Annotated in this window: 23 protein-coding genes; 10 read left to right on the top strand and 13 right to left on the bottom strand. The window is 34.4% G+C overall.

The annotated features are described in order from the left end of the window. Positions 1-655 precede the first annotated feature (655 nt). Together ACHRV5_RS19095 and ACHRV5_RS19100 are read right to left on the bottom strand one after the other, a co-directional pair. Positions 656-3,121, bottom strand: a complete 2,466-nt coding sequence (locus ACHRV5_RS19095; RefSeq protein WP_395427827.1) for a TonB-dependent receptor domain-containing protein — start codon at positions 3,119-3,121, stop codon at positions 656-658. 95 nt (positions 3,122-3,216) lie between these two features. Further along, positions 3,217-3,561, bottom strand: a complete 345-nt coding sequence (locus ACHRV5_RS19100) for an arsenate reductase family protein (RefSeq protein WP_395427828.1) — start codon at positions 3,559-3,561, stop codon at positions 3,217-3,219. A 116-nt stretch (positions 3,562-3,677) separates the two neighbouring features. Here ACHRV5_RS19100 and ACHRV5_RS19105 point away from each other — a divergent pair, with 116 nt between their 5' ends. After that, positions 3,678-4,604 (top strand): lysostaphin resistance A-like protein, encoded by a 927-nt coding sequence (locus ACHRV5_RS19105; protein WP_395427829.1) that lies wholly within the window; start codon positions 3,678-3,680, stop codon positions 4,602-4,604. Positions 4,605-4,619: 15 nt separating this feature from the next. Beyond that, positions 4,620-5,660 (top strand): AMP-binding protein, encoded by a 1,041-nt coding sequence (locus ACHRV5_RS19110; protein ID WP_395427830.1) that lies wholly within the window; start codon positions 4,620-4,622, stop codon positions 5,658-5,660. A 199-nt stretch (positions 5,661-5,859) separates the two neighbouring features. Here ACHRV5_RS19110 and ACHRV5_RS19115 read toward each other — a convergent pair whose 3' ends face one another. The 3 genes from ACHRV5_RS19115 to ACHRV5_RS19125 all read right to left on the bottom strand — a co-directional run bounded on the left by ACHRV5_RS19115 (position 5,860) and on the right by ACHRV5_RS19125 (position 10,683). Further along, positions 5,860-7,077 carry an RsmB/NOP family class I SAM-dependent RNA methyltransferase gene (locus tag ACHRV5_RS19115; RefSeq protein ID WP_395427831.1) on the bottom strand — a complete coding sequence of 406 codons (1,218 nt, stop codon included), beginning with the start codon at positions 7,075-7,077 and terminating at the stop codon, positions 5,860-5,862. Positions 7,078-7,224: 147 nt separating this feature from the next. Further along, positions 7,225-9,189, bottom strand: coding sequence for a KUP/HAK/KT family potassium transporter (locus ACHRV5_RS19120; RefSeq protein WP_047773731.1), 1,965 nt, complete (start codon positions 9,187-9,189; stop codon positions 7,225-7,227). Positions 9,190-9,324: 135 nt separating this feature from the next. Beyond that, positions 9,325-10,683 (bottom strand): hypothetical protein, encoded by a 1,359-nt coding sequence (locus ACHRV5_RS19125; protein ID WP_395427832.1) that lies wholly within the window; start codon positions 10,681-10,683, stop codon positions 9,325-9,327. A gap of 119 nt (positions 10,684-10,802) precedes the next feature. Between ACHRV5_RS19125 and ACHRV5_RS19130 the strand changes: the two genes are divergently transcribed. Continuing rightward, positions 10,803-11,864 carry a WD40/YVTN/BNR-like repeat-containing protein gene (locus ACHRV5_RS19130; protein WP_395427833.1) on the top strand — a complete coding sequence of 354 codons (1,062 nt, stop codon included), beginning with the start codon at positions 10,803-10,805 and terminating at the stop codon, positions 11,862-11,864. Between the two features lie 72 nt (positions 11,865-11,936). Here the strand turns inward: ACHRV5_RS19130 and ACHRV5_RS19135 are convergent, their stop codons facing one another. The 4 genes from ACHRV5_RS19135 to ACHRV5_RS19150 all read right to left on the bottom strand — a co-directional run bounded on the left by ACHRV5_RS19135 (position 11,937) and on the right by ACHRV5_RS19150 (position 14,600). Then, positions 11,937-12,395 carry a hypothetical protein gene (locus ACHRV5_RS19135; protein ID WP_047773726.1) on the bottom strand — a complete coding sequence of 153 codons (459 nt, stop codon included), beginning with the start codon at positions 12,393-12,395 and terminating at the stop codon, positions 11,937-11,939. Positions 12,396-12,413: 18 nt separating this feature from the next. Next, the gene (locus ACHRV5_RS19140; RefSeq protein ID WP_395427834.1) at positions 12,414-12,827 is read right to left on the bottom strand and encodes a hypothetical protein; all 414 of its coding nucleotides are present in this window, start codon (positions 12,825-12,827) and stop codon (positions 12,414-12,416) included. A gap of 33 nt (positions 12,828-12,860) precedes the next feature. Beyond that, entirely contained in the window at positions 12,861-13,403 is a 543-nt protein-coding gene (locus ACHRV5_RS19145; protein ID WP_047773722.1) for an RNA polymerase sigma factor, read from the bottom strand. Between the two features lie 66 nt (positions 13,404-13,469). Then, on the bottom strand, positions 13,470-14,600 hold the full coding sequence (locus ACHRV5_RS19150; RefSeq protein ID WP_395427835.1) for a transcriptional regulator: 1,131 nt from the start codon (positions 14,598-14,600) through the stop codon (positions 13,470-13,472). A 459-nt stretch (positions 14,601-15,059) separates the two neighbouring features. Between ACHRV5_RS19150 and ACHRV5_RS19155 the strand changes: the two genes are divergently transcribed. Beyond that, positions 15,060-15,440, top strand: coding sequence for a nucleoside triphosphate pyrophosphohydrolase family protein (locus tag ACHRV5_RS19155; protein ID WP_047773717.1), 381 nt, complete (start codon positions 15,060-15,062; stop codon positions 15,438-15,440). Between the two features lie 57 nt (positions 15,441-15,497). On the opposite strand, the gene ACHRV5_RS19160 is transcribed toward ACHRV5_RS19155, so the two are convergent. Then, complete coding sequence (locus tag ACHRV5_RS19160; protein WP_047773795.1) at positions 15,498-16,568, bottom strand: branched-chain amino acid aminotransferase; 1,071 nt, start codon at positions 16,566-16,568, stop codon at positions 15,498-15,500. Positions 16,569-16,875: 307 nt separating this feature from the next. Here ACHRV5_RS19160 and mnmD point away from each other — a divergent pair, with 307 nt between their 5' ends. Further along, positions 16,876-17,541 carry a tRNA (5-methylaminomethyl-2-thiouridine)(34)-methyltransferase MnmD gene (mnmD, locus tag ACHRV5_RS19165; RefSeq protein ID WP_047773716.1) on the top strand — a complete coding sequence of 222 codons (666 nt, stop codon included), beginning with the start codon at positions 16,876-16,878 and terminating at the stop codon, positions 17,539-17,541. Positions 17,542-17,707: 166 nt separating this feature from the next. Beyond that, complete coding sequence (locus ACHRV5_RS19170; RefSeq protein WP_017496117.1) at positions 17,708-17,905, top strand: hypothetical protein; 198 nt, start codon at positions 17,708-17,710, stop codon at positions 17,903-17,905. 35 nt (positions 17,906-17,940) lie between these two features. Here ACHRV5_RS19170 and ACHRV5_RS19175 read toward each other — a convergent pair whose 3' ends face one another. Continuing rightward, positions 17,941-18,882 (bottom strand): LysR substrate-binding domain-containing protein, encoded by a 942-nt coding sequence (locus tag ACHRV5_RS19175; protein WP_047773714.1) that lies wholly within the window; start codon positions 18,880-18,882, stop codon positions 17,941-17,943. Positions 18,883-18,989: 107 nt separating this feature from the next. Between ACHRV5_RS19175 and ACHRV5_RS19180 the strand changes: the two genes are divergently transcribed. From ACHRV5_RS19180 to can, 4 genes are all read left to right on the top strand, one after another. Further along, complete coding sequence (locus ACHRV5_RS19180; RefSeq protein WP_395427836.1) at positions 18,990-19,469, top strand: Dps family protein; 480 nt, start codon at positions 18,990-18,992, stop codon at positions 19,467-19,469. A gap of 177 nt (positions 19,470-19,646) precedes the next feature. Next, positions 19,647-19,886, top strand: coding sequence for a hypothetical protein (locus ACHRV5_RS19185; protein WP_395427837.1), 240 nt, complete (start codon positions 19,647-19,649; stop codon positions 19,884-19,886). 80 nt (positions 19,887-19,966) lie between these two features. After that, on the top strand, positions 19,967-21,622 hold the full coding sequence (locus ACHRV5_RS19190; RefSeq protein WP_395427838.1) for a SulP family inorganic anion transporter: 1,656 nt from the start codon (positions 19,967-19,969) through the stop codon (positions 21,620-21,622). 121 nt (positions 21,623-21,743) lie between these two features. Beyond that, positions 21,744-22,382, top strand: coding sequence for a carbonate dehydratase (gene can, locus ACHRV5_RS19195; RefSeq protein WP_047773706.1), 639 nt, complete (start codon positions 21,744-21,746; stop codon positions 22,380-22,382). A gap of 34 nt (positions 22,383-22,416) precedes the next feature. Here can and ACHRV5_RS19200 read toward each other — a convergent pair whose 3' ends face one another. Both ACHRV5_RS19200 and ACHRV5_RS19205 read right to left on the bottom strand, forming a co-directional pair. Further along, positions 22,417-23,619, bottom strand: a complete 1,203-nt coding sequence (locus ACHRV5_RS19200; RefSeq protein WP_230002701.1) for an LETM1-related biofilm-associated protein — start codon at positions 23,617-23,619, stop codon at positions 22,417-22,419. A gap of 105 nt (positions 23,620-23,724) precedes the next feature. Next, positions 23,725-24,252: a superoxide dismutase family protein gene (locus ACHRV5_RS19205; protein WP_047773702.1), complete on the bottom strand. Its 528-nt coding sequence runs from the start codon at positions 24,250-24,252 to the stop codon at positions 23,725-23,727. Between the last annotated feature and the right edge of the window lie 42 nt (positions 24,253-24,294).

Below are 24,294 nucleotides of genomic sequence, written 5' to 3' on the forward strand. Positions count from 1 at the left end.
GAGAGCAAAAAAGAAAGAAGAACAATCAGTTAATTAATTGATTTCATAAAAAAAGGACCCGTTTTTACGAGTCCTTTTTTTTTAAGTCAAAAAGTTAAGGACTTCAAAAAGGATCAAGACATATTGTTGTGGAGGAACAATTATCTTGTAGTTCTGTAATTTCGAATCAAGTTCAAAAGTTGTGGAATAATTTTTAGATTTCTTTTGCTAGCATTAGCAGATCTTATACTTTTTCGCCACAGCTTTTTAAGTACCTAATTTTCCAACTTCTCGCTTTGAATCTCGCAAAGACGCCAAGCCGTTAAGTTTTTCTCCTATTTTTAAGCTCTAATTTTCTGTTTTCTGTTTTCTACTTTCTCGCTTTGGATTTCTAAAAATGTTATAGAGTCTCAAAGTTTTTCTTCTGTTTTTTCATTAATACTTTGCGATTTTGCGACTCTGCGAGATTTTTACTTCCCCATAACTTTCGGACTTGATCCTTCAAAAAGAGGTAAAATTCCTTTCAATAGCCTCCAGCTTTAGCTGGAGATATAGAAAAAAGTAGAGGAAAGGCTTTAGCCGAATCTTAATTGCCTCGTAGTTGTTCAATTTTTAAATAAAAAAGGGGCTGTCTTTTTATGTAGACAGCCCCTTTTTTTATATGATTTGATAGTTTTTATCCCGGAAAATCTCCGCCATCACCGCCTCCTTCATTTTTAGGAGCGCCATTCTTTTCTCTGTCGTTTTTTGGTTTGTTAAAACGGTAGGTAAACGATAAGTTAAACTGACGTTTACGCCATTGCATTTCACTATAAGATGTTTGACTTTCTAATGTTTTGTCATTTTGAAGATAAGTGTAAGACCTCATGATGCGTGAATTGAAAATATCACTAATGTTGAATGCAATTGTAGCTTTGTCTTTTAACACATCTTTGCTAAAAGCGGTATTCATACCAAATTGCCCCAGATTTTTACCTTGTGCCGTTTTTTGTTCACCATTGTACATAGCAGTCAGTTGCCAGTCTATTTTGTACGGTAAAGTTAATTTAGAGTTGATTCTTGCAAACCAGGAATTGGCTTGATTGTCAAGATTTTGGGTAATAAGAACTCCTTGGCTGTCTGTGTATGAGTTTTCTCCGGTTGTTTTTACGTTGTAAAAATTGAAGTTACTGTTTAGTCTCCATTTTTTGAAAGGAGTGTAATTAAGGGTGAATTCAAAACCAAATTTTTGCTCATTTCCTAAATTGATCGGTGTATTCACAATTACCGGTATCCCGTTTACTTGGTCGCCATTTGGCGCTTTTACGAAGCTGAATACGTCTTTTGTATTTTCGAAATAGGCTGAGGTGTTAAAAGTTAATTTCTCCCAACGTTTAATGTAGCCAATATCATATTTGTCTGTTAAGGAAGGATCCAGATCCGGATTTCCTTTGAAAATATTAATGTTGCTGGAATAATTTACGGCAGGGTTCATAAAACGTCCTCTTGGTCTTGAAACACGTTTGCTGTAACTTGCTGTGAAGTTACTCTGATCTGAAATTTCGTAACTGATAAAAGCACTTGGAAACAAATTATTGTACTTTTTGGTATTAAACTCTTTAGTGTCTAAAAGATTAACCTGAATATTGGTGTCTTCCCAGCGCAAGCCAAACAAGTAAGAAAATTTATTGATTTTAAGTCCATATTGCGTGTAAAACGCATTTATATTTTCTTTGTATTCTAAAGTATTTGATAATTTAGGATCAATAATTCCTGCCGGATCCAAAACAAAATATTCATTGTTTAAATCACCGAAACTTCCTTTGTATCCCGCTTCAAACTGACTTCCTTTGCTAATTGGCAAAACATAGTCTGCCTGTAAAAGAACTTGCTTTTGTACCTGATCGTTTAGTGTGCTGTTGTAATTTTGCGAGCCCGTAATTAAACTGTTATTATCATCTCTGTTTCTTGAAATAGAAGCATCAACAGTAAGTTTATGACCTTTGTCGTTAAAGTTTTTGATTAAGTTTGACGTATATTCAAAGTTTTCACTTTCAGTATCACCATTATTCAATCGGTATGTGGAACCTGTAAATACGTGGTTAGCATCAAAATTATCGAAACCGATTAAATCGCGGTCTTCTCCCGTATTTTTTTGATAATTGATGGCATTCGTCCAAAATGTATTCGGAGCAACAGTCCATTCGACACCCGCTCTTCCGTTAAAACCGTCTCTTGTTCTTTTAGTGTCACGATTTTCATCTAAAAATTCTTTGGTAGAACCGTCTGCTTTGAAATACTCTGTATTTGTTAGTCCACCACCTTCATTTGTTCTGTGATTGTAACCGGCCGTTGTAAAGTAATTAAATTTCTCGGTTTTATAATTTAGATTGGCGCTTAATCCGTACGTTTCAGGAATTCCGGTCGAAGCAATAAAAGTTCCGTTAAAACCTTGATTTTTACCTTTTTTAAGTATAATATTAATCAAACCTGATCCTCCTTCGGCATCGTAACGCGCGGATGGATTGGTAATAACTTCAACTTTATCAATAGCATCTGCCGGAAGTTGGCGTAAAGCTTCAGCAACGTTAATGGCGTTTGACGGTCTTCCGTCAATTAAAATTCGGATATTGTCACTGCCTCTTAAGCTTACATTTCCTTCCGTGTCAACAGAAACAGACGGTACGTTATCCAGTACATCGCTTACCGTTCCGCCTTTTACCATCATATCTTGTCCGACATTATACACTTTTTTGTCCAGTTTTATTTCTACTGTTGACTTTTCTGCACGAACCACAACCTCGCTTAATTGCGCTGCATCTTCAGATAAATTAACGGCACCTAAATTAGTGTCGTCCTGAATACTTTTTTGCTTGATTTCTGTTGGTTTAAACGAAATAAACTCAATTTTTATATCGTAAGTGCCCGGTGCAACTGCTACTTCGAATTCTCCTTTAGGATTGGTGATTCCTCCGGCAATAACTTTGGTGTCATTAGGAAGCATTATAGAAACAGTAGCATACTCAAGAGCTTGTTTGCTAACTTTTTCGAAAACTTTCCCGGTAACTTTTACCTTGTTTTTACCGCTGGGTGGTTGTTGTGCATAGTTGTAAAAACTTGTAAAAAGGAATACAAGTACTACAGCAAATCTGATTTGTTTCATTGTTATTTTTGGTTACTTTTTTTCATTAGACACCAAATGTAGCTTTTGGTTTAAAGAGACAAATCACAATAAAATGTTAATACCGTTTTTTATAATCAATCTAAGAAAGAAGCAACCAGATATAAGTCTCTCCCGATAATGGCTTTTCCGTCTTTTATAACAATTGGACGTTCGATCAGAATTGGATTATCGACCATTGCCTGAATAATTTCATCATCGCTCAGCGTTTTTTCTTTATAATTTTCAATCCACACTTTTTCTTTGATTCTTACTAATTGAATGGGTTGCAGACTTAGTTTTTGAAGTAATATTTTTAAATCTTCAAAAGAAGGCGTTTCGGTCAGGTAAGGAATGATTTTGTAATCCTCGTTAGATTGATCTAAAAAGGCAAGGCAGTTTCTTGATTTTCCACAACGTGGATTGTGATAGATTTCGATCATTTTAGTATTTTTAATTTGTTATGAGATTGTTAAAGTAAAAAATTCGGTATTTTAGCAACACCAAAAATAAGATTTACTTATTAAACTGAATTCTCATTTTTAAACTTTATCCTAATATGTTTTTAGAACAAGGAATTAAACCCGAAAATCAATTTTGGAAATACCTTCTGGGGTCGGTTTTTATTATCGGAGCGTCGTTTATTGGTCAGATTCCTTTTTCGATTGCTGTACTTTATAAAAGCTTTAGTTCTAATGAGGCATTCCCAACAGATAATGCTTCTGTTATGAGAATGTTTGAGCCAAATGTGACTTTGTTTTTGGTAATGATCTCTTTTGCTTTTGCATTTGCGGGGATTTATTTTGTGGTGAAATATTTACATCATCAGACCATTTTATCGATCACAACATCGCGAAAAAAAATTGACTGGAAGCGGGTTTCGTTTTCGTTTATTTTGTGGTCTCTTTTTTCTATTCTGAGTTTCGCAGCGGTTTACTTTGGATCTCCCGAAAAATTTGTGTGGAATTTTAATTTGATTCCTTTTTTGATTTTGGTGGTTTTAGGCGCTGTATTAATTCCAATACAAACCAGTACAGAAGAATACGTTTTTAGAGGTTATTTAATGCAGGGATTTGCTAATTTGGCCAGAAACAGATGGTTTCCGCTATTGATGACGTCGGTGATTTTTGGTTCGATGCATGTTTTTAACCCCGAAGTAGAAAAAATGGGGTATATAATTATGGTTTATTATATCGGTACAGGCTTATTTCTGGGTATTCTAGCCCTTATGGATGAAGGAATTGAATTGTCCTTGGGTTTTCATGCTGCTAACAATCTGATAGGTGCTTTATTGGTTACTTCGGATTGGTCTGTTTTTCAGACACATTCTATTTTTAAAGACATGTCTGAGCCTTCAGCAGGCTTCGATGTTATCTTACCGGTTGTTGTGGTGTATCCGGTTTTACTCTTTATTTTTGCCAAAAAATATGGATGGAACAACTGGAAAGAAAAATTAACAGGCAAAATTGATACTGCAAATCATTAAATTAAAACGATCACGATGGAATTAACACATAAAAAAGTTCATAATTACTTTAGGCTTAATGGGTATCACCTAAACGGAAAAGACTTGAGTCGAATTGGCTATAGTTATATCAAAGAAGGGGATGTTTACGAACAGGCGATAGGAGAGTTTTTATTGGATTGGTTCGATGATAAGGACTACATTGAAACGAAGACTTCGGGCACAACTGGTCTTCCAAAATTATTGCGTTTAGAAAAGCGGGCTATGATCCAATCAGCTTTAGCAACGGGAGATTTTTTTGATTTAAATCCCGGAGATAAAGCATTGCTTTGCCTGCCGGTTCAGTTTATAGCCGGTAAAATGATGTTGGTTCGCAGTTTTATTTTAGGTTTGAATCTCGATGTGGTATCGCCAAGTGTGGCACCATTAGGGCTAAGGAAGGAGCGATATGATTTTGTGGCAATGGTTCCTTTACAAGTTCAAAATTCAATAGAGGAACTAAAGAATGTGAAAAAGTTAATTATTGGCGGTGCAAAAATTGATACTGTTTTAGAAGAAAAATTATTGCCTTTAAAGACCGAAATATACGAAACGTACGGTATGACCGAGACCATAACACATATTGCCGCTAAAAGGGTAGGAGAAGCTGCTTTTTCGATTTTGCCGAATGTAAAAATAGCAAAAGATGATCGCGATTGTTTGGTGATTTCTGTGCCTGCTGTTTCAGATCAACCAATTGTTACAAATGATTTAGTTGAGCTGGTAAACGAAAATCAGTTTGTGTTTTTAGGACGTATTGATAATGTGATTAACAGTGGGGGAGTCAAACTTATTCCCGAACAGATAGAAACCAAACTAACCGGAAAAATAGCGAATCGCTTTTTTGTAACAAGCTTGCCTGATTCTGTTTTAGGAGAAAAGCTAATCTTGGTCATTGAAGGCGAAAAACAAGAATTTGCGACTGACTTTTTTGATGTTTTAGGAAAGTTTGAAAAGCCAAAAGAAATTGTTTTCGTCCCAAAATTCAAAGAAAACGAAAACGGAAAATTGTTACGCAAAAAAAGCTTACAAAACTAAGTTTTGAAAATTCCAATTTAAAAAAAATCCCAAATTCCAATTTACAGGTTGGAATTTGGGATTTTTTTTATTGGAATTTAACCTTTAGTTTGGAGTTTGAATTTAATTTTTCGCAATCCCAAATTTCAAAAAAAATAAAAAATTCCAAATTCCAACACAACAGTATTGGAATTTGGAATTTTTTTATTGGAATTTAATCCTAAGCTTCTTTTCGCTCTAGTAGAGCCATATAGAATCCGTCAAAACCAGATTCTGAAGCTAATATTTTACGATCTTTTATGAAGGTAAATTGTTTTCCGATTTCTGTTTTAAGGAAACGTTCTACTTGCTCTTGATTTTCTGATGGTAAAACAGAACAAGTTGCGTAAACTAATTTTCCGCCCGGTTTTACAATTTTAGAATAACTTTCTAAAACTTCTGCCTGAACTTTACGAATGTTATCGATAAATTCCGGTTGTAATTTCCATTTTGCATCAGGATTTCTTTTTAGAACTCCTAAACCACTACAAGGTGCATCGATCAACACACGATCCGCTTTTTCGTGTAATTTCTTGATTACTTTTGTGGTGTCGATAATACGATATTCGATATTAAAAGCACCATTTCTTTTGGCTCTTAATTTTAATTGTTTCAATTTGCTTTCATACAAATCCATTGCAATCAATTGCCCTTTGTTTTCCATTAAAGAAGCGATATGCAATGTTTTTCCACCGGCACCGGCACAAGTATCTACAACGCGCATTCCTGGTTTTACATCAAGGAAACCGGCAACTAATTGTGAGTTGGCATCCTGAACTTCAAAAAGTCCTTGTTTAAAAGCATCTGTCAAAAATACATTGGCTCTTTCTTTTAGAACTAAAGCTTCAGGTTGATCTTTCAAATATTCTGTTTCAATATTCAAATCCATCAAGGTGTTTCTCAGGTTTTCTTTCGTTCCTTTAAGTGTATTGGTTCTTAAAATAACTTTGGCAGGTTGGTTTTGTGCAGCAATTTCTGTTGCCCAAACTTTCTCGCCTAATTCTTTAACTCCCAATTCATCCATCCAGTCCGGAATAGATTCTTTTAAAGCTCTGATTTTTGAAAGTTCGTCAAAACGACCTTTTATTTTTCTTTCAGGAGTTCCTTCCAATTGTCTCCAATCCGGAATCGGGTATCCTCTTAAAACAGCCCAAACGGCAAACATTCTCCATAGATTGTCTCTGTCGAAAGGTTCTTTAACTTCGGCAATTTCAGCGTATAATCGTTTCCAACGAACTATTTCGTATATGGTTTCAGCAACAAATTTCCTGTCAGAACTTCCCCAACGTTTGTCTTTTTTTAAGGCTCTTGCTACCACTTTGTCTGCGTATTCTCCTTCATTGAAGATAGCGTTCAAAGAATCAATGGTAGTATAAACTAAATTTCTGTGTAATCTCATTTTAATTATTTGAGTTGCAAAGGTACTATTAATTGATTGAAAGTTAAATTTTTAATTTTGATTGTTATTTTGACTTTCATTAAAAAGAAAAAAAACACTCTAATAAAGTATAAAAGAGTGTTTTTCTGTATTTATTTTAGAATACCTTTATTTTGTAATTCGGGTTAATCCAATATTTTCAGGGGCATGAAGCACCATTGGGAATTTCTCTATTTTTACAGAACTACTGTCCAGACCAAAAGCTCTTTCTTCGGATAAACTTAGTTTTTTGATGAAGAAATAAGAGTTCATGATAATATTTTCGTGCCATCTTAAATCATTATCGTTAGAAAGGAACTTCTCAGACAATACAAATTTAAAGTCTCCGATAATATTGTTTTTGTTCAATGATTCATAACGGCTGGTAATATCAACTTCGCCTCTTTTTACCATGTCTCTGATTACTTCACGGAACATTAAATTGATTTTCGTAGGTTCTCTAAAGCCTAAATTAAAATCGATTCTGTAGATATCATCTTTAGCGATTTCGGTCACTTTATACTGTGTTTTATAAGGCTCAGTCAAAATGTTAACGTGAACAAACCAATAGATGTCAGCTCTTTTTGGACGTTTTTGCAAGATCGAATACATTACCTTTTGCTCGAGTTCGTCTACACGATTGGCATTGGTCATATAAACTAAATGCGTGGCATATTTCGGGATTGTTAAGTCTTCACTTAACTCCATTAATACTTTTTTGTAATCGTCAATTTTGACAATTTTAGTATAGTTTTTATTAATTTTCTTAGCCAGATACCAGATAGTCATTACCGAAATTAGAACGGCAGCAATGATTAAAGTTACGTAACCACCTTCGGCAAATTTGGTCACATTGGCAATCAAAAAGCTAAATTCAATTAACAAATAAATCGTAATTAACGGCACCATGAAAAACAATTTAATACGTTTCATGATGAGGTAATAATTTAATAAGATCGTGGTCATGATCATACATAATACGATGGCAAGACCGTAGGCATGCTCCATATTACTTGATTTTTCGAAGTGTAGTACAATACCAACACAACCAAAAAACAACAACCAGTTAATAGAAGGAATATACAATTGACCTTTTACTTCGGTCGGATATTTGATTTTTACCTTTGGCCAGAAATTCAAACGCATGGCTTCGTTGATCAAAGTAAACGATCCACTGATTAAAGCTTGTGACGCAATTACTGCTGCTAAAGTTGCGATAACAATTCCTACCGGTTGAAACCAATCCGGCATGATCAGGTAAAACGGATTTCCATTTTCTCCTCCTAAAGCTTGCAAGGTTTGACCTTCGTGGTGAATTAAATACGCTGCCTGACCAAAATAGTTTAATACTAAAGTCATCTTAACGAAAATCCAGCTGATTCTGATGTTTTTTCTACCACAGTGTCCCATGTCTGAGTACAAAGCTTCAGCCCCTGTTGTACATAAAAATACCAATCCAAGAACAAAGAATCCTTCCGGATGTATCTGTAATAAATGGTAAGCATAATAAGGGTTAATTGCTTTTATAACTTCAGGATGACTGGCAATCTGAATGGTTCCCAGCGTTCCTAACATAGCGAACCAAATCAACATCATCGGTGCAAAGAATTTACCGACTAGTTTGGTTCCAAATTGTTGAATGGTAAACAGGATAAACAAAATTCCGATAACAATTGGAATGGTGTTGATCTCCGGATAATAGGTTTTAATTCCCTCTACAGCAGATGAAACGGAGATGGGTGGCGTGATAATACCATCGGCCAATAAGGCACTACCTCCTATAATCGCCGGTACTATGAGCCATTGTATTTTTGTTTTTTTGACTAAAGCATATAAAGCAAAAATACCACCTTCACCATGATTATCGGCACTTAAAGTGATAAGGACATACTTTATCGTGGTTTGTAGCGTTAATGTCCAGAAGACACAAGAAATACCGCCTAGAACGATGTCTGCATTAATGGTGTGGTCACCAAGGATGGCTTTCATTACATACAATGGAGAAGTACCAATATCTCCGTAAATAATTCCTAATGTGATTAGTAGACCCCCAATAGACAACTTACTGTGTAAGTTTTTATGCGATGCGTTCATGTATATTTTTATAAAAGACGGTTGCAAATTTACTGTTTTAAAATATATTAGCGTCAATTATAATGGATAAAGATAAAAAAAAGCACAATCGTAAAATTGTGCTTTGATTTTTATCGGTGATGAAAATGGTGAAAATTATATTCTTCTTCCTTCGCCTCTTGAGCTCGATCCGCTTTCTCTTTGTGGCTGACTTCCTCTTGATTCCTGATTTACTCTTGGAGATTCAGATCGTTGCGGAGCCTGTGCTCTTGAACTGTTTCCTCTGCTTTCTGAACTACTTCTGTTGTCAGAATAACTTCTTGGACTTTCAGTTCGCTGTGCCGGAGCAGTTCGGTTTGAATTTGCTCTGTTTTCTGAGTAGGTTCTCGAATTGTTTTCGTTTGAACTTCTGTCAACTTGAGCTCGCGGCGTATTTTCTGTTCTTACCGGATTCGTCACGGTTGCTGAATTGGTTCTGTCGTAAGTGCCACGATTCGAGTTATAATTTCTATCCGTGCCGGTTCTATCTGTGGCAGTTCTATTTGTATTAGTTCTATTTGTATTAGTTCTGTCGCTATAAGTTCTGTCGCTATAAGTTCTGTCTGTACTAGTTCTGTCTGTACTGGTTCTATTTGTGTTAGACCTGTCTGTATAGGTTCTGTTGGTATTAGAACTTCTATTTTCGGTATAGTTTCTGTCTGAACCGGTGCCTCTGCCTGTGTTGGATCTGTTGGAATCGTAACTATTTTGATTTCTGTTATAGTCTCTGCTGGCAACACGTCTTTGATCTAGTTCATATCTGTTGTTAACGTTCGAATGTCTTTGAGAAAAACTGTAATTCGGATGTCTGGTTTCGTAACCGTAAGAACGTCTTGTTTCGTATAATGCCGTTGCTCTGTAACTTCTTCTTTGGTTTACATAGTTGTAACGGTTGTTTACGTTGATATAAATGTTGACATTGTTTCTGTATCTGTAAATCGGGAAAGGTCTCCACGCCGAATAGTAGGTTGGGTAATAATTCCAATACCAGGTTGAACAATACGGTCTGTAATTCGTAACCCAAAAAGAGGTATAGATTATCGGAGTCACATTGTAAACCGGCTCGTAAATATAATTGGCTCCATATAAATACGAGTTCCCTACAATCTGAACGACAACTTTACTGGAGTTGTTTCGCTCTACGTCGATTGTTGCAATATCCTGATAAACATCACGGTCAAGTACAGCCTGAATAATTACAACGTGAGTTCTGCCTTCTACAGATTCGATAACACGTAAATAATCAACCTGATCATCATCGTTTAAGTCAAGATTCGAAATCTGATATTTTGGATCGTTTAAACGTCTCTCAAAATCCTGAAGATTTGCCGATTCTCCAAATATGGAAGCAACAGCTCTAAGATCTAAATTATCGCTTATATCTGAATTTTTTGCATAAACAGTAGTTTGATTTTGTGCCTGAATGCTACTAAAACCTAATGTTAGTAATGCTATAAAAAGTAATTTGGTTTTCATGACAAATCATATTAAGATTAATATTTGGAGGTATCCAATTACTGTGCCAGAAAAAAAAACAAAACCTATTTTATATGTTATAAATAATTGTATTTTAGCAAGAAAAATAAATAATCGATATGAAAAAAGGGATCCTGTTTTTTAGTGCTTTTGTCTTGCTTGTGTCTTTTAAAACGTTGAATAACAACGATGAAGAAGTCGTGAATAGTGGTTTTACTTCAGTGCAAATAGAAACTTTAGTTCAGGATAAAATTAGTATTCGTGCCATTTCAATTGATAAAAACAAGGTGTGGTATGGAGCAGATAATTCCCGTTTTGGTTATTTTGATTTAGATAAAAAAGAAAAATTTGAGGACCGTATTTATCGGGATACTTTAAAGTTAGAGTTCCGAAGTATTGCTCAGACTTCAAAAAATGTTTTTTTATTAAGTGTTGCTAATCCGGCATTGTTGTATCAGGTTTCTAAAAAAACACTTAAGGTTAAATTAGTGTATAAAGAGATCAACCCAAAAGTGTTTTACGACAGCATGCAGTTCTGGAATGATAAAGAAGGAATTGCTATTGGCGACCCTATTGAAGATACTTTTTCGATTATTGTTACCCGTGACGGAGGTGAAACCTGGACCAAAATCCTTTCGGATAAATTACCAACAAATGCCAAGGGAGAAGCCGCTTTTGCAGCGAGTAATTCTAATATCGTAATTAAAGGAAATGATACCTGGTTGGTCTCCGGAGGTAAAAAAGCGCGCGTTTTTCATTCATCGGATAAAGGAAGAACCTGGAAAGTTGTGGATACGCCAATTGTTCAGGGAAAAACAATGACGGGTATTTTTACTGCCGATTTTTATGATTCTAAACATGGATTTGTTGCCGGGGGAGATTACGAACTTCCGGAGCAGAAAACAGATAATAAGGCCTTTACAAAAGACGGAGGAAAAACTTGGGAATTAACGGGACAGGATCAGGGATTTGGATATGCTTCATGTGTGCAATACGTGCCGGGAAGTAATGCTAAAGAATTGGTTTGTGTAGGAGCTTCGGGAATCCAGTACTCTCAGGACGGAGGGGCAAACTGGAAAGAATTGTCCAATGATACTAAACTCTTTACGATTCGTTTTATTAATAAAAACACAGCAATCGCGGCTGGTTATAATAAAATGGTCCGAATTCATTTTCTATAAAATAATAAGAACCCTAAATAATAAAGTAAGTATTATTATATAGGGTTCCTATCGCTGTTGTTTCTTGTGGGATTAGTTTTTCCCAGCTTTATCTCGATATTGTTTTAATAACTTTCGATTAAAATCATCTTCCGATTTTTTAAGCTTTAATATTTTTTTTGCCGAAAGAATCTTTTTCAGATTTGCGGAATACTTTTCGCGTAAAAGATACAATTCCTTATCGGTGCTTTCTATTTGAGAAAGTAGCGCGGCAGCTTCTTTTTCTGAAAGTGAATTGATGTTGTCATCGTCTAATTTACGTAGATACATTTTCATTTTATCATGACGTAATTCAAATTGTTTGTCGTCATAAGCATTATAAACAGGCCAGAATTTTTCTGCTTCTGTTGAAGTAAGTTCAAGTTCAGTAGTCAAAAATGAAACTTTGTAAGCCTTGATTTTTTCTCGTTTTTCGTCTGATTTATCGCTTTGGGCATAAAATGAAAAACTAACGAAAAATAGAAGTATTGGAAGTATATTTTTGATTTTCATATTTTTGAGTTTTTTGTTTTATTCTGAAATTAAATTTTCAATATTAGGATTGGTAGCCAGGACATCTTCAAGAGTTTCGTCTTCAAGGGCAATATTTTTGTTCAGAGATTCGATATCTTTTGTGTCAAGCTGATTGATTAAATCGTATTGGTTCAGATTAGACTGATAGGCCAAATAGGTTTCTAAGGTTTTTTCATCCAGTTCTTTTGATGTGTTTTTGTAATTGTTTACGATCGGAATCATAAGTGCAATAACAACAACGGCAGCTGCGAGTAGGGTGAGTACTTTTTTACGTTTATAGAACGGAATGACTTTTACTTCAGGCTCATTAATTTGCTGTAAAACTTTTGCCGAAAAATCATTAAAATAGTTTTCCGGAGTTTTAAATCCTGTTGTTATTTTCGGTTCGTTTTCTAGTTTAAATGCTTTCATAATGTCTGTAAGATAGGTTTTGTCACAAAAGGTTTAATTTGTTGTGACATATAATTCAATTTTTTTTACCGCATGATGGTAAGATGCTTTTAGGGCGCCTACTGAAGTGCCCAGAATTTCTGCAATTTCTTCGTACTTCAATTCTTCAAAATATTTCATTTTAAATACCAATTGCTGTTTTTCAGGTAGCGTTACGATCGCTTTCTGAAGTTTTATCTGAATATCATCTCCGTCATAATAAACGTCGGCTTTTAAATTGTCGATTGTTTTATTTTGAAGAGCCTCAGAGGTTATACCGTTCAGTTTTGCTTTTTGATTCAGGAAAGTCAAAGCTTCATTGGTTGCAATGCGATACATCCACGAAAAAAGTTTGCTTTCTCCTTTAAAGTTTTTTAGATATTGAAAAACTTTAACAAAAGTATTTTGTAGCACATCATCGGTATCATCATGATTCAAAACAATGTTTCGAATATGAGAATACAAGGGTTTCTGATAATCAGACACGAGTTTTTGAAACGCTGTATTTTGCGTTTTAGGATTTAATAATTGTGCTATAAATTCCTTCTCGTCTGTCAAGCTTTTGGTTTATATCTTGTTAGAATGAATTTAAAAGAAAAGGTTTAATCTGCCTCTGTTATTTTTTTAGAATTCTGATTGTTCTTCTTCTGTAGATGTTGCCGGTGTTGCCGGTTTTTGTGATTCTGTAGTTGCTTCAGTCCTTGGTCTGTAAACAGGAGTTGCAACAGGAATAACTTTAGGTTTTGTTGGGAAATAAATCTCCGTCATTAGTTTTGACGGGCTTTTTGCATCTAGTTTATTAATCGTCAGGATTTCAAGATGTGACCAGCTTAATTCGGGAACGATTTTCTCGTTGTTTATAAAAGCCTTTGTTTTGGCAATTGCTTCGCTGGTATGTGAGTAATCTCCAGTAAGAGTTGTTTTTACGGCTTCAAAACCATTAAGTTTTCCCGATAGTATGTCACTGCCGGCGCTAATAGAAATGTCTCTGTTTATGGGTAAACAAATCGATATTTTGGCTAAACCGGTTGCTGTATCGTAAGTATGGTAAATGATAAAAGGTTTTCCGTTAGTAAGTAAACCGTTTGTTTTGCTGAATTGTATAAGCTTTGGAATTACAACGCGGGCATTTTTATTTACTTTTTGAATTTCGCTTGTAAAAGTTTGTTTGATGTAGGAAGTCTCCGTTTTTTTAACAACGCCATTGACTTTAATGGTATACGTTTTTGTTTCGTAATCTAAATTTTTGTCAATATTTACAAGACTTTTTTCGTACATAGTTCCAATCACATTATCAGAACCACCATTTATAGAAGTGTAAATTTTGAATAGGAAGCTCATCGTTCCTTTTGCTTTCCAGGTTACTTTTGTTTTACCTGCCAATGTATCTTTGAATGTCCAATTTACGTCAGCTTGCGTTCCGTCAAAGTTCATTTTTTGTTGAATGCTTTCTCCTTCTTTTGTTTTCAGGGTAATTGCATTTCCTTTTCCTTCATTACCCTCCCAGGAAAAAGTGGCTCCGTTACCAATTGTTTTACTTGGAAAAGACATTCGCATCGTTGGATCTTCAACCGCCCATGATTCAAAATCTTCAAAATTTCTAAAATCATTTATGTAATTATAAACGGTATTTCTTGGTGAATTGATGACTTTGCTTCGTTCTATAGTAAAATCTCCTTTTTGAGTAGCTACAAAAACACTAAGGGCAACTAGGCTTAGTAACGCTAAAAGAAACAGATATTTTAAAATCTTCATTGGGTAGGTTATTTGGTGTCGTAAAGTTATAAATTTTCTGCTATTGCGTGGAATAGTACAGGAATTAAAACGATACTTTCGGATTATACTTCATTCAAAAAAATAAAATGAACTCTTTTTTGAAAATGCTAAATGGAAATCTAACAGTAATTTATTTTTGATTTTTAAATATAAGAAAAAAATCGATACTTATCTTTTAAAAAAGAATTTGATCACAAACAGGATCACAATAAAAAGCAGGAAGGTGAGCAATACTTTGTAGTTTCCTTTGTAGAAAATTTTGTGTAATGCCAAATCTTTTCGATAAGCAAAAATCATTACGATTACGAATGCAATAAAAAAACAGACTGCGAATATTAATTGACCTTGACTAAACATAGTTGAAATTATTTTTGGCAAATTTAGATAATTGTACACGAATAGTTACTAATTTGGTAGTTCATTTAATTAAATAAAATCATGAAGAAGCAAATAGATGCAGTTAAGGAATTTCATACTGCTTTTAAAATCGGACACAGTGAAACGCCAATTGCAGATTTGGGAGGAAATAAAAAACACCTTCGTTATAATTTGATGAAAGAAGAAAACGAAGAATATCTGGAAGCAGTTGAAAATAATGATCTCGTAGAAATTGCCGATGCGCTTGGAGATATGATGTACATTTTATGCGGAACGATTATCGAACACGGACTGCAAGATAAAATAGAAGCTGTTTTTGACGAAATCCAACGCAGTAATATGAGTAAATTAGGAGAAGACGGTCAGCCTATTTATCGTGAAGACGGAAAAGTAATGAAGGGGCCTAATTATTTTAAACCGGATTTTTCGAAACTTTTATAAAAAATAAACCTGACAGGTTTCAAAAACCTGTCGGGTTTAAAATTAAAAATATTTTATTTATTGAACTTTAACAGTCCAGCCAAAAGTATCTTCAGAAAGTTTGTTTTGAAGACTTGTTAGTTTTTCTTTTAAAATAGAAGCATACGAATTTTCAACCGGAGTCATTTCGTAGTAAGTATCCTGATAAGAGAATCCTTTGATTACACTAATAACGGCAGCTGTACCGGCTCCGAAAATTTCTTTTAAAGATCCGTTTTTAGCCGCTTCTACCAATTCAGAAACGATAACCGGGCGAACATCTACATTAAGACCTTCTTTTTCTGCCATAGCAATTAAACTTTTTCTGGTAATACCATCCAAAATTCTTTCGCTGGTTGGAGCAGTCAATAAAGTGTCGTTTATTCTAAAGAACACATTCATTGTTCCGGCTTCTTCCAATTTAGTATGTGTGGCATCATCTGTCCAGATTACTTGTTGGAAACCGTCTTTATTTGCCAGATTAGTTGGGTAGAACTGAGCAGCATAATTTCCGGCCGCTTTTGCAGCACCGATTCCACCATTTGCAGCTCTACTGTAGTGTTCCGCGATAATTACTTTTACTTCACCTGAGTAATATGATTTTGCAGGAGATAATAAAATCATGAATTTATATTCGTCAGATGGATTTGCAATAACACCTGCTCCGGTTGCAATCATAAAAGGACGGATGTACATACTGCTTCCGTTTCCTTTTTGAATCCATTCCTGATCTAATTTTAATAGTTCATTTAAACCATCCATAAAAACAGCTTCAGGAACTTCCGGCATTGCCATACGAACTGCAGAATTGTTAAAACGTTTAAAGTTTTCATCAGGTCTGAACAACCAAATATCATTATTGTCATCTTTGTAAGCTTTCATACCTTCAAAAATAGCCTGACCATAGTGGAAGACTTTTGAAGAAGGGTCCATCAGAATAGGAGCATACGGCTTAATGACAGGATTTTGCCACTGACCGTCTTTAAAATCACATTCAAATAAATGGTCTGTAAAAACAGCACCAAAGCTTAGGTTTTCAAAATCAACTCCGCTTATTTTCGATGAAGTAGCTTTTCTGATTTCAATTTTGCTTGTTTGAGTTGTACTCATAATAATGTAAAGTTTTTTATGTAATTGCATCACTATAGAATGAACTACGGTAATGTTTTGGTATAAATAGATTTTATTAAATGCAAAATTAAGGAAAAATATATAATTTGCTTAGTATAACTGCATTAATTGCCGTGTTTAACTGAGATTTATCTATCTTTTAATAAACTGAAATAATTGGCATAGTTTTGTAAAGAATTTATGAAAAAACTCTCATTTTTTATGACTTTACGCAGTTGTTTTGACTAAATTTGACTCCGAAAATCGCTTGAAAATCAGCGATATTGTATGATAAACGGTTTAAAAGGTGAAAAGAGAAATAATTAAAACGCTAGATGGCTCAACCACAATTCATTTGCAGGAATGGGATGAATGTTATCACTCGAAGCATGGTGCAATTCAGGAAGCGAAACATGTGTTTATAAAAAACGGACTTTCCTTGTTTGAAGATAAAGCGGTAAGTATTCTTGAAATTGGTTTTGGTACAGGATTGAATGCCTTTATTACCTTTTTGGAATCGGCCCAAAAGCAACAGAAAATAAACTATGTTGGAGTAGAAGCTTACCCGGTTGAAGCAAAAGAAGTTTTGGAAATGAATTATGTTTCCGAATTGGAAGCAGATCAGTATGTTGCTGTTTTTGAAAAAATGCATGAATGCGAATGGAATGCAGAAGTTGAAATTAGCGCTGATTTTACGTTAACCAAAAGGAAACAATTTTTTGATGAAATAAACGATTTTGAAATTTTTGATTTGATTTACTTTGATGCCTTCGGATATCGGGTGCAACCGGAGCTTTGGAGTACCGAAATTTTTCAGAAAATGTACAATAGTTTAAAGCCAAATGGCGTTTTAGTGACATACGCTGCTCGCGGAGTTGTTAAAAGAAGTATGATTTCTGTTGGATTTACGGTGGAGAAGTTAGCGGGGCCACCGGGAAAAAGAGAAATGTTCAGGGCTTTTAAAAAGGTTTAAATGAGTTGTTTAGAATGATTCTATATTGATTTATATGTAATAAGAAAACGTATTAGTTGATAAAGTTTTTAAAAAAATAAGTTAAAATATACCATTCGACCTGATATTTGTTTAAATTTGTTGCGAGTTTAAAAATAGAGATAACCCCCAAAAATCTTATTTTATTATGTCTAAAATGATGTTTGATTACACGAAATCAATACTTGAGAGAGTAAGTTTCGATCCGATACTTTTCTGTAAGGAATTAGAGAAAGCTATCAAAACACTGTTACCGTACGAAATGGAACAATTACAAGAATGGTTATTAAATTTCATTATTGAGAAACCAGAATTAAAACAAAGTCTACTACTAATTAAAGTATAAAAGAAAAGGAGCCAATTGGCTCCTTTTTTATGCGCTTATTTTTTTTGTAGCGGACTAATGATTTGAACATTCTGAAAAACAATTGCTCCTTTTACAACACCGGCGATTGTAGATCTGAGGGCGTCAATGATTTGCATTTTTAATTCGCTTTTCGGGTAAATTAAACTTACCTCACGAGCTGGTTTTGGTTCCTTAAAGTTACGAAGTTTCAGTTTATCGGAATCTTTTAAGTCTAAGGTGTGCAAGTACGGAAGTAACGTTGTACCAAGGCCTTCGTCTGCCAATTTTATCAGGGTTTCAAAACTCCCACTTTGAATCTGAAAATTGGTCTGATCGATGTCAGAACCATTTTTGCATAAATTCAAAATCCCGTCTCTAAAGCAATGCCCGTCTTGTAAAAGTAAAATTTCATTCAGATTTAAGTCGGCTACCTCAATTTCGGTTTTCTCAAAGCTGGCGTGATGTTCTGGTATGTACGCTACGAAGGGTTCGAAATACAAAACGATTTCTTTAATTTTTTCATCCTCAAGTGGTGTCGCGGCAATCGCAGCATCCAGATGACCATTCTTTAGTTTTAGAATAATTTCATCTGTGTTTAGCTCTTCAATAAGAAGTTTTACTTTTGGGTATTTTTTAATGAAATTGTTTAAAAACATGGGTAACAATGTTGGCATAATGGTTGGAATGATCCCTAAGCGAAATTCACCGCCAATAAAACCCTTTTGTTGTTCTACAATATCCTTTATTCTGTCGGCTTCATTTACAATATTCTTCGCCTGATTTACAATTTTATGACCAATATCGGTAAGTTGGATTGGTTTTTTACTTCTGTCGAAAATTAAAATGTTAAGTTCTTCTTCGATTTTTTGAATCTGCATACTTAATGTAGGCTGCGTTACAAAACACTTCTCGGCAGCAAGAGTGAAATTTTTATGCTCGGCAACAGCTAACACATATTGTAATTGAGTGATCGTCATTTTGATAGTATTTTTTGATACAAAAATAATAAAATATAATTTTTATTGATATAAAATTTAAAGAACTTACAATAAATTTGTAGTAAATTAGTGTAAAAATAAGGATTATGAAAACAAATATTTTAGGATTACCTGTAAAAGAGTCAGAATTATTAGTAAAAGAATTAAATGTGTTGTTAGCCAATTTTCAGGTGTATTATCAAAATTTACGCGGGATTCATTGGAATATTCGTGGGAAACGTTTTTTTGATTTGCATGTGAAGTTTGAAGAATTGTATACAGATGCTCAATTAAAAATAGATATGATTGCAGAAAGAGTTTTGACAATAGGAGGGACTCCTTTGCATACTTTTGAAGATTATATCAAAAACAACAAATTAATGGTTGGGAAAAACATCTCTAATGATGAAAAGGCAGTTCACTTGATAGTACATTCGTTATCAGATTTATTAAAAATTGAAAGAGAAATCCTTAGTCAGTCCGGTGAAATCAATGACGAAGGGACCAATTCGATGATGAGTGATTTCATTGCAGAGCAAGAAAAAACAATCTGGATGATGAATGCCTGGTTGGAAGAATCATTATAAATAGTTAATTATAAATGGATTAAAATCAGAATGACGGATTGCTGTCATTCTGATTTTTTAATAATGTTAAATTTCTATAAAATTTTTGCCTTCTCGCTTTGATTTTATTCGTTTAACGCTATTTTTGCCACAATGAAATTAATCGCTCGCATATTACTATTTCTATTTATTGCTTTTTTGGCAACACCAACAATTGTTTGTGTGCTAAAGAAAGGTAGTGATACGTGCGTAACTTTCAGTTGCTCTGAAGAAGAGCAATCACACAAAGAACTTAAAGCAGCTGTTTACGCGGCTATATTTCAGCATGAATTGGTTATGCCGGTTTTTAATGAATCAAAAAATATAGTATCCGGTAATATTGTCGAATTAGATAATATTTCTCCGAGTATATTTGCTCCACCACCCAACTTGGCATAATACTTCCGATTATTTTAAACGAACTGTATTTATAGATAAATGCAGTTGCTCTTTAATGTATCAATTCTTAGTATTGTATTATGACAAAAAAAATCAATCTTTTTGCCAATCTTAAATCTGATTTTGCTTCAGGTTTAGTGGTCTTTTTAGTGGCTCTTCCATTGTGTTTAGGTATCGCAATGGCATCTGGAGCTCCTTTGTTTTCCGGAATTATCTCGGGTGTTATCGGTGGTATCGTGGTTGGTTATTTAAGCCAATCTCATATTAGTGTTTCGGGACCGGCAGCTGGTTTAACAGCTATTATTTTAACTGCTATTACCGATTTTGGCGCTTTCGATGTGTTTTTATTGTCTGTTTTTATTGCCGGATTAATTCAATTGGCATTAGGATTTTTAAAAGCCGGAAGTATTTCAAATTATTTTCCAACAAATGTGATCGAAGGAATGTTAGCCGGTATCGGAATCATTATCATCTTAAAACAAGTGCCACACGCTTTTGGTTACGATGCTGATTTTGAAGGAGACCAGGCTTTTATTCAAAACGACGGGAGCAATACCTTCTCGTTTTTATTCGATATATTAAATCATATTCAGTTAGGAGCGGTAGTGGTTTCTTTGGTTTCTCTGGTGATCTTAATTTCATGGGATAAGATTTCGTTTTTAAAGAATCTTAAATTAATTCCGGGGGCACTTGTTGCTGTTGTTGCGGGTGTTGTCTTAAACGAAATTTTTGTTTCTTCAGGAAGTTCATTAGCCATTACAAAAGAACACTTGGTTTCTTTACCGGTTCCAAAGTCTTTTGATGAATTCAAATCTATTTTAATTTTGCCAAATTTTGCTGCGGTATCGAATCCTCAGGTTTGGGTTGTGGCGCTTACAATTGCAATTGTGGCGTCTATTGAAACATTGTTATGTATTGAAGCCGCTGACCGTATGGATGTTCAGAAGCGTTATACTAATACCAATGTAGAACTTAGAGCACAGGGAATTGGTAATATATTAAGTTCACTTTTAGGTGGTTTGCCAATGACATCAGTTGTGGTGAGATCTTCTGCAAATAATAACGCAGGAGCAAAATCTAAAATGTCAGCCATCATTCATGGTGTGCTTTTGTTACTTAGTGTTTTGTCTATTCCAACAATTTTAAATAAAATTCCGTTAGCGACTTTAGCAACCGTTTTGATTTTGGTTGGATATAAATTAGCGAAACCGGCAACATTTAAACATTTCTGGGAAAAAGGTAAATACCAATTTATTCCTTTTATTGCAACATTAGTGTTTGTAGTAGCAACAGATTTACTTAAAGGAGTTGCCCTGGGAATTGTAATCAGTATTATTTTTGTTTTGAGAGGAAACTTAAAAAGAGCTTACAGTTTCAAAAAAGAAGAATACGAAGACGGAGATGTTATTCATATTGATTTGGCTCAGGAGGTTTCCTTCTTAAATAAGGCAGCAATCAAATCAACATTGAATGAAATTCCTGAAAATTCTAAAGTAATTATTAATGCACACGATACAGAGTATATTGCACATGACGTTTTAGATTTAATTCGCGAATTTAAAGGAACACGTGCTGTTGATCAAAATATCAAAGTAAAACTTAAAGGCTTTAAAGAAGCTTACGAGTTAGAAAATTCACCGGATATCAATAATCATGTATCTATCGAACATTATTATGATGTTGCTAAGAGAACCATGGTGAAAAAAGAGGTTGCAAACGAAGATTCTAAAAAATAAAAATAAATTAATTGAGGTATTTCTGAAATGAAAGAAGTATCGAAATTAAGCTGCCGTTCGGTAAAATTATTTTTGATACCTTTAATCAAGTTAGAAATACTAACTAAAAACGAAACAAAAAATGAAAGATTTTTATAAGCAAATATTAGAAAACAATAAAGAGTGGGTTGAGAAATCATTAGCATTAGACCCTAATTTTTTTGCAGATTTAGCCAAAGGACAAACTCCGCCATTATTATGGATCGGATGTTCTGATAGCCGTGTTCCTGCTAATGAAATTATCGGTGCTAAACCGGGAGAAGTTTTTGTACACAGAAACATTGCCAATATGGTCGTTCACTCTGATATGAATATGTTGAGCGTTCTGGATTATGCAGTAAACGTATTAAAAGTGAAACACGTTATTGTTTGCGGGCATTACGGTTGTGGTGGTGTAAAAGCGGCTATGGGGAATCAATCCGTTGGAATTATCGACAACTGGATTCGTCATATTAAAGACGAATACCGTTTACATGACAAATATTTAAATTCGATTGTAGATGAAACAGAGCGTTTTAATGCTTTTGTAGAAATCAATGCTAAAGAGCAGGTTTACAACTTAGCTAAAACGTCAATCGTTCAAGGAGCCTGGAAAAATGGTCAGGACCTAACACTTCACGGATGGGTTTACGGTTTAAATTCCGGTTTCGTAACGGATTTGAATGTAAATATTAGTTCGAATGAAGAATTAGATGATGTTTATCAGTTAAACAATCTTTAAGAAATAGAAAATCGCCTCAAAAGGGCGATTTTTTTTATTCATTCTCGTCTAAATTCTCATTAAAAGCAGAAGGCAACAAAGTTGGAATAAACTTGATTAAAATCGGTAATAACAAACTTCCGCCCGGAAGTAAAAAGATAGTTAAGGACGGAATCGTTTTACAAATATCCAACAGTTGTTTTTTTACCTTTTTCTTTTCTTTGGCATCCAGATCTCTTGTTGTAGAATACGCCAACAGAATCATTAATTCTTTGCTTTGAACGATTTCCTTAACCAATCTGTTTTTGTTCCTTACAATTAGTTTCACAACAGTATGTGTCATCTGATCGTAAAAATGTTTTACCGGATTAGAGTAATTAAAGTATGGGATTTTCTTTTTATGAGTCGTAATAAAGGTGTTGGTTGTCGTGATGCTTGTCGTTACAAAAGCATCAGAAACTCCCATCATCGATCCTAAGGAGTGCAGGAAATAAGCCTCTTCGTTTTCTACGACACCATCGCTCCAAAGTGCCATTCCGGCCATGTCAATTAAATAGTACTGCTCCAGTTTGTTATTAAAATAATCCAATTGCAGCGTTTCTAACGTGTCTACGGTAACTTTTGAAAATTTGGAATAACGGATAGAAGCTTCAAACAATTTAATCAATAAATCGTCATGCTGTGATTTAACGGTTTTGGTTTTTAAGGCTAAAGCCACAATACCGAGAACGGTTTCTTCAATTCGTTTTAAATATTTTTCAGGAATTTCGCCATGTGCTAAATACTGTCTGAAAGCCAATACATCAATAAACAATAAGGCATTGGTTACCAGATGCGAAAAGTTTTTACTAATAATGCTGTCATTAGTCTGAACGCGCTGATCGATTATGTTTTCTAAGGCTAAAGAAGGCGTGTCTTTTGGAAGTAAAATTTTAAACAAACTAAATCCTTCGGGATTCATTTCTTTGTAGAATTTTAAAACTTCCGCTATAAAATTGTTTGGTTCAGAACTTCTCTTTTCTAAACAATACATATTGTATAAGGTGTTTAAAAGCGCAACTTTAGAAATTTCGGTTTTAAACCAGCCTTGTATCGCAACAGGAATTTGAGAATTAATAGAGATGATATGGCCATAAATAAAGCCCGTTTCTCTGACTTTATTATAGAACGAATCCACCGTCTCAAAAGGGATTGCTTCTGAGAACTTTTGTTCGCTAAAAAATTTATCTATCCAGCCTGATGCCGATGGGTTAATCATTAACTTTAGTTTGAGGCTACAAAGCTATATTTTTTTCTGATGTTAAGATTAATTTTAAATGAAATAACCACTAGATTTTGTTAAATCTAGTGGTTATCGTGTTTTTTACTTTATGATTCCGGAACAGGCGACTCTGGCTCCTGCATTTCCTGCTGGCTGAGAGGTGAAATCATCAACTCCCTGATGCACGATTAAGCCTTTTCCTAAGATGTTTTTGGTTTCATCTTCACAACCAATACACCATTCATCAGTAGTCATTGTAATCGTTCCGTTTCCTTTTTCATCTGCGGTGAAGTTGCCGATATCTCCTTTGTGATATTCACCAACACCCCATTTACCATGTTTCTTAAAAGTGGGGTTCCAGTGACCTCCTGCAGAGCTTCCGTCAGCAGCCGTACAATCTGATTTTTCATGAATGTGTATCGCATGTACTCCCGGTTTTAAACCCGACATTTTTGCAACAAAAGTTACTTTGCCTTTTTTTTCTGTGAAAGTGGCAGTTCCAGTTACGGTACTGTTACTTTTTGGTTCCAATGCGATGGTCAGCGTTTTGGCATCATTTGATTTTGTACTTGTTTTACAACCAATGATTAAGGCTGTAATTATAGCGAAAGATACAATTATTTTTTTCATGAAAGAGGCTTTTAAGTTTAATAGTAAGTAAAATTAACACAA

Origin of the sequence: Flavobacterium sp. FlaQc-52, assembly GCF_044007495.1 — a bacterium.
GTDB classification, from domain to species: Bacteria; Bacteroidota; Bacteroidia; order Flavobacteriales; family Flavobacteriaceae; genus Flavobacterium; species Flavobacterium cupriresistens.

What these genes read in the sequence shown, in the direction of transcription:
- ACHRV5_RS19095 (WP_395427827.1), bottom strand. Translation starts at nt 3,121, where the DNA reads ATGAAACAAATCAGATTTGCTGTAGTACTTGTATTCCTTTTTACAAGT.
- ACHRV5_RS19160 (WP_047773795.1), bottom strand. Translation starts at nt 16,568, where the DNA reads ATGAGTACAACTCAAACAAGCAAAATTGAAATCAGAAAAGCTACTTCA.
- ACHRV5_RS19150 (WP_395427835.1), bottom strand. Translation starts at nt 14,600, where the DNA reads ATGAAGATTTTAAAATATCTGTTTCTTTTAGCGTTACTAAGCCTAGTT.
- ACHRV5_RS19125 (WP_395427832.1), bottom strand. Translation starts at nt 10,683, where the DNA reads ATGAAAACCAAATTACTTTTTATAGCATTACTAACATTAGGTTTTAGT.
- ACHRV5_RS19130 (WP_395427833.1), top strand. Translation starts at nt 10,803, where the DNA reads ATGAAAAAAGGGATCCTGTTTTTTAGTGCTTTTGTCTTGCTTGTGTCT.
- ACHRV5_RS19190 (WP_395427838.1), top strand. Translation starts at nt 19,967, where the DNA reads ATGACAAAAAAAATCAATCTTTTTGCCAATCTTAAATCTGATTTTGCT.
- ACHRV5_RS19140 (WP_395427834.1), bottom strand. Translation starts at nt 12,827, where the DNA reads ATGAAAGCATTTAAACTAGAAAACGAACCGAAAATAACAACAGGATTT.
- ACHRV5_RS19170 (WP_017496117.1), top strand. Translation starts at nt 17,708, where the DNA reads ATGTCTAAAATGATGTTTGATTACACGAAATCAATACTTGAGAGAGTA.
- ACHRV5_RS19180 (WP_395427836.1), top strand. Translation starts at nt 18,990, where the DNA reads ATGAAAACAAATATTTTAGGATTACCTGTAAAAGAGTCAGAATTATTA.
- ACHRV5_RS19115 (WP_395427831.1), bottom strand. Translation starts at nt 7,077, where the DNA reads ATGAGATTACACAGAAATTTAGTTTATACTACCATTGATTCTTTGAAC.
- can (WP_047773706.1), top strand. Translation starts at nt 21,744, where the DNA reads ATGAAAGATTTTTATAAGCAAATATTAGAAAACAATAAAGAGTGGGTT.
- ACHRV5_RS19120 (WP_047773731.1), bottom strand. Translation starts at nt 9,189, where the DNA reads ATGAACGCATCGCATAAAAACTTACACAGTAAGTTGTCTATTGGGGGT.
- ACHRV5_RS19205 (WP_047773702.1), bottom strand. Translation starts at nt 24,252, where the DNA reads ATGAAAAAAATAATTGTATCTTTCGCTATAATTACAGCCTTAATCATT.
- ACHRV5_RS19110 (WP_395427830.1), top strand. Translation starts at nt 4,620, where the DNA reads ATGGAATTAACACATAAAAAAGTTCATAATTACTTTAGGCTTAATGGG.
- ACHRV5_RS19105 (WP_395427829.1), top strand. Translation starts at nt 3,678, where the DNA reads ATGTTTTTAGAACAAGGAATTAAACCCGAAAATCAATTTTGGAAATAC.
- ACHRV5_RS19100 (WP_395427828.1), bottom strand. Translation starts at nt 3,561, where the DNA reads ATGATCGAAATCTATCACAATCCACGTTGTGGAAAATCAAGAAACTGC.
- ACHRV5_RS19155 (WP_047773717.1), top strand. Translation starts at nt 15,060, where the DNA reads ATGAAGAAGCAAATAGATGCAGTTAAGGAATTTCATACTGCTTTTAAA.
- ACHRV5_RS19200 (WP_230002701.1), bottom strand. Translation starts at nt 23,619, where the DNA reads ATGATTAACCCATCGGCATCAGGCTGGATAGATAAATTTTTTAGCGAA.
- ACHRV5_RS19175 (WP_047773714.1), bottom strand. Translation starts at nt 18,882, where the DNA reads ATGACGATCACTCAATTACAATATGTGTTAGCTGTTGCCGAGCATAAA.
- ACHRV5_RS19135 (WP_047773726.1), bottom strand. Translation starts at nt 12,395, where the DNA reads ATGAAAATCAAAAATATACTTCCAATACTTCTATTTTTCGTTAGTTTT.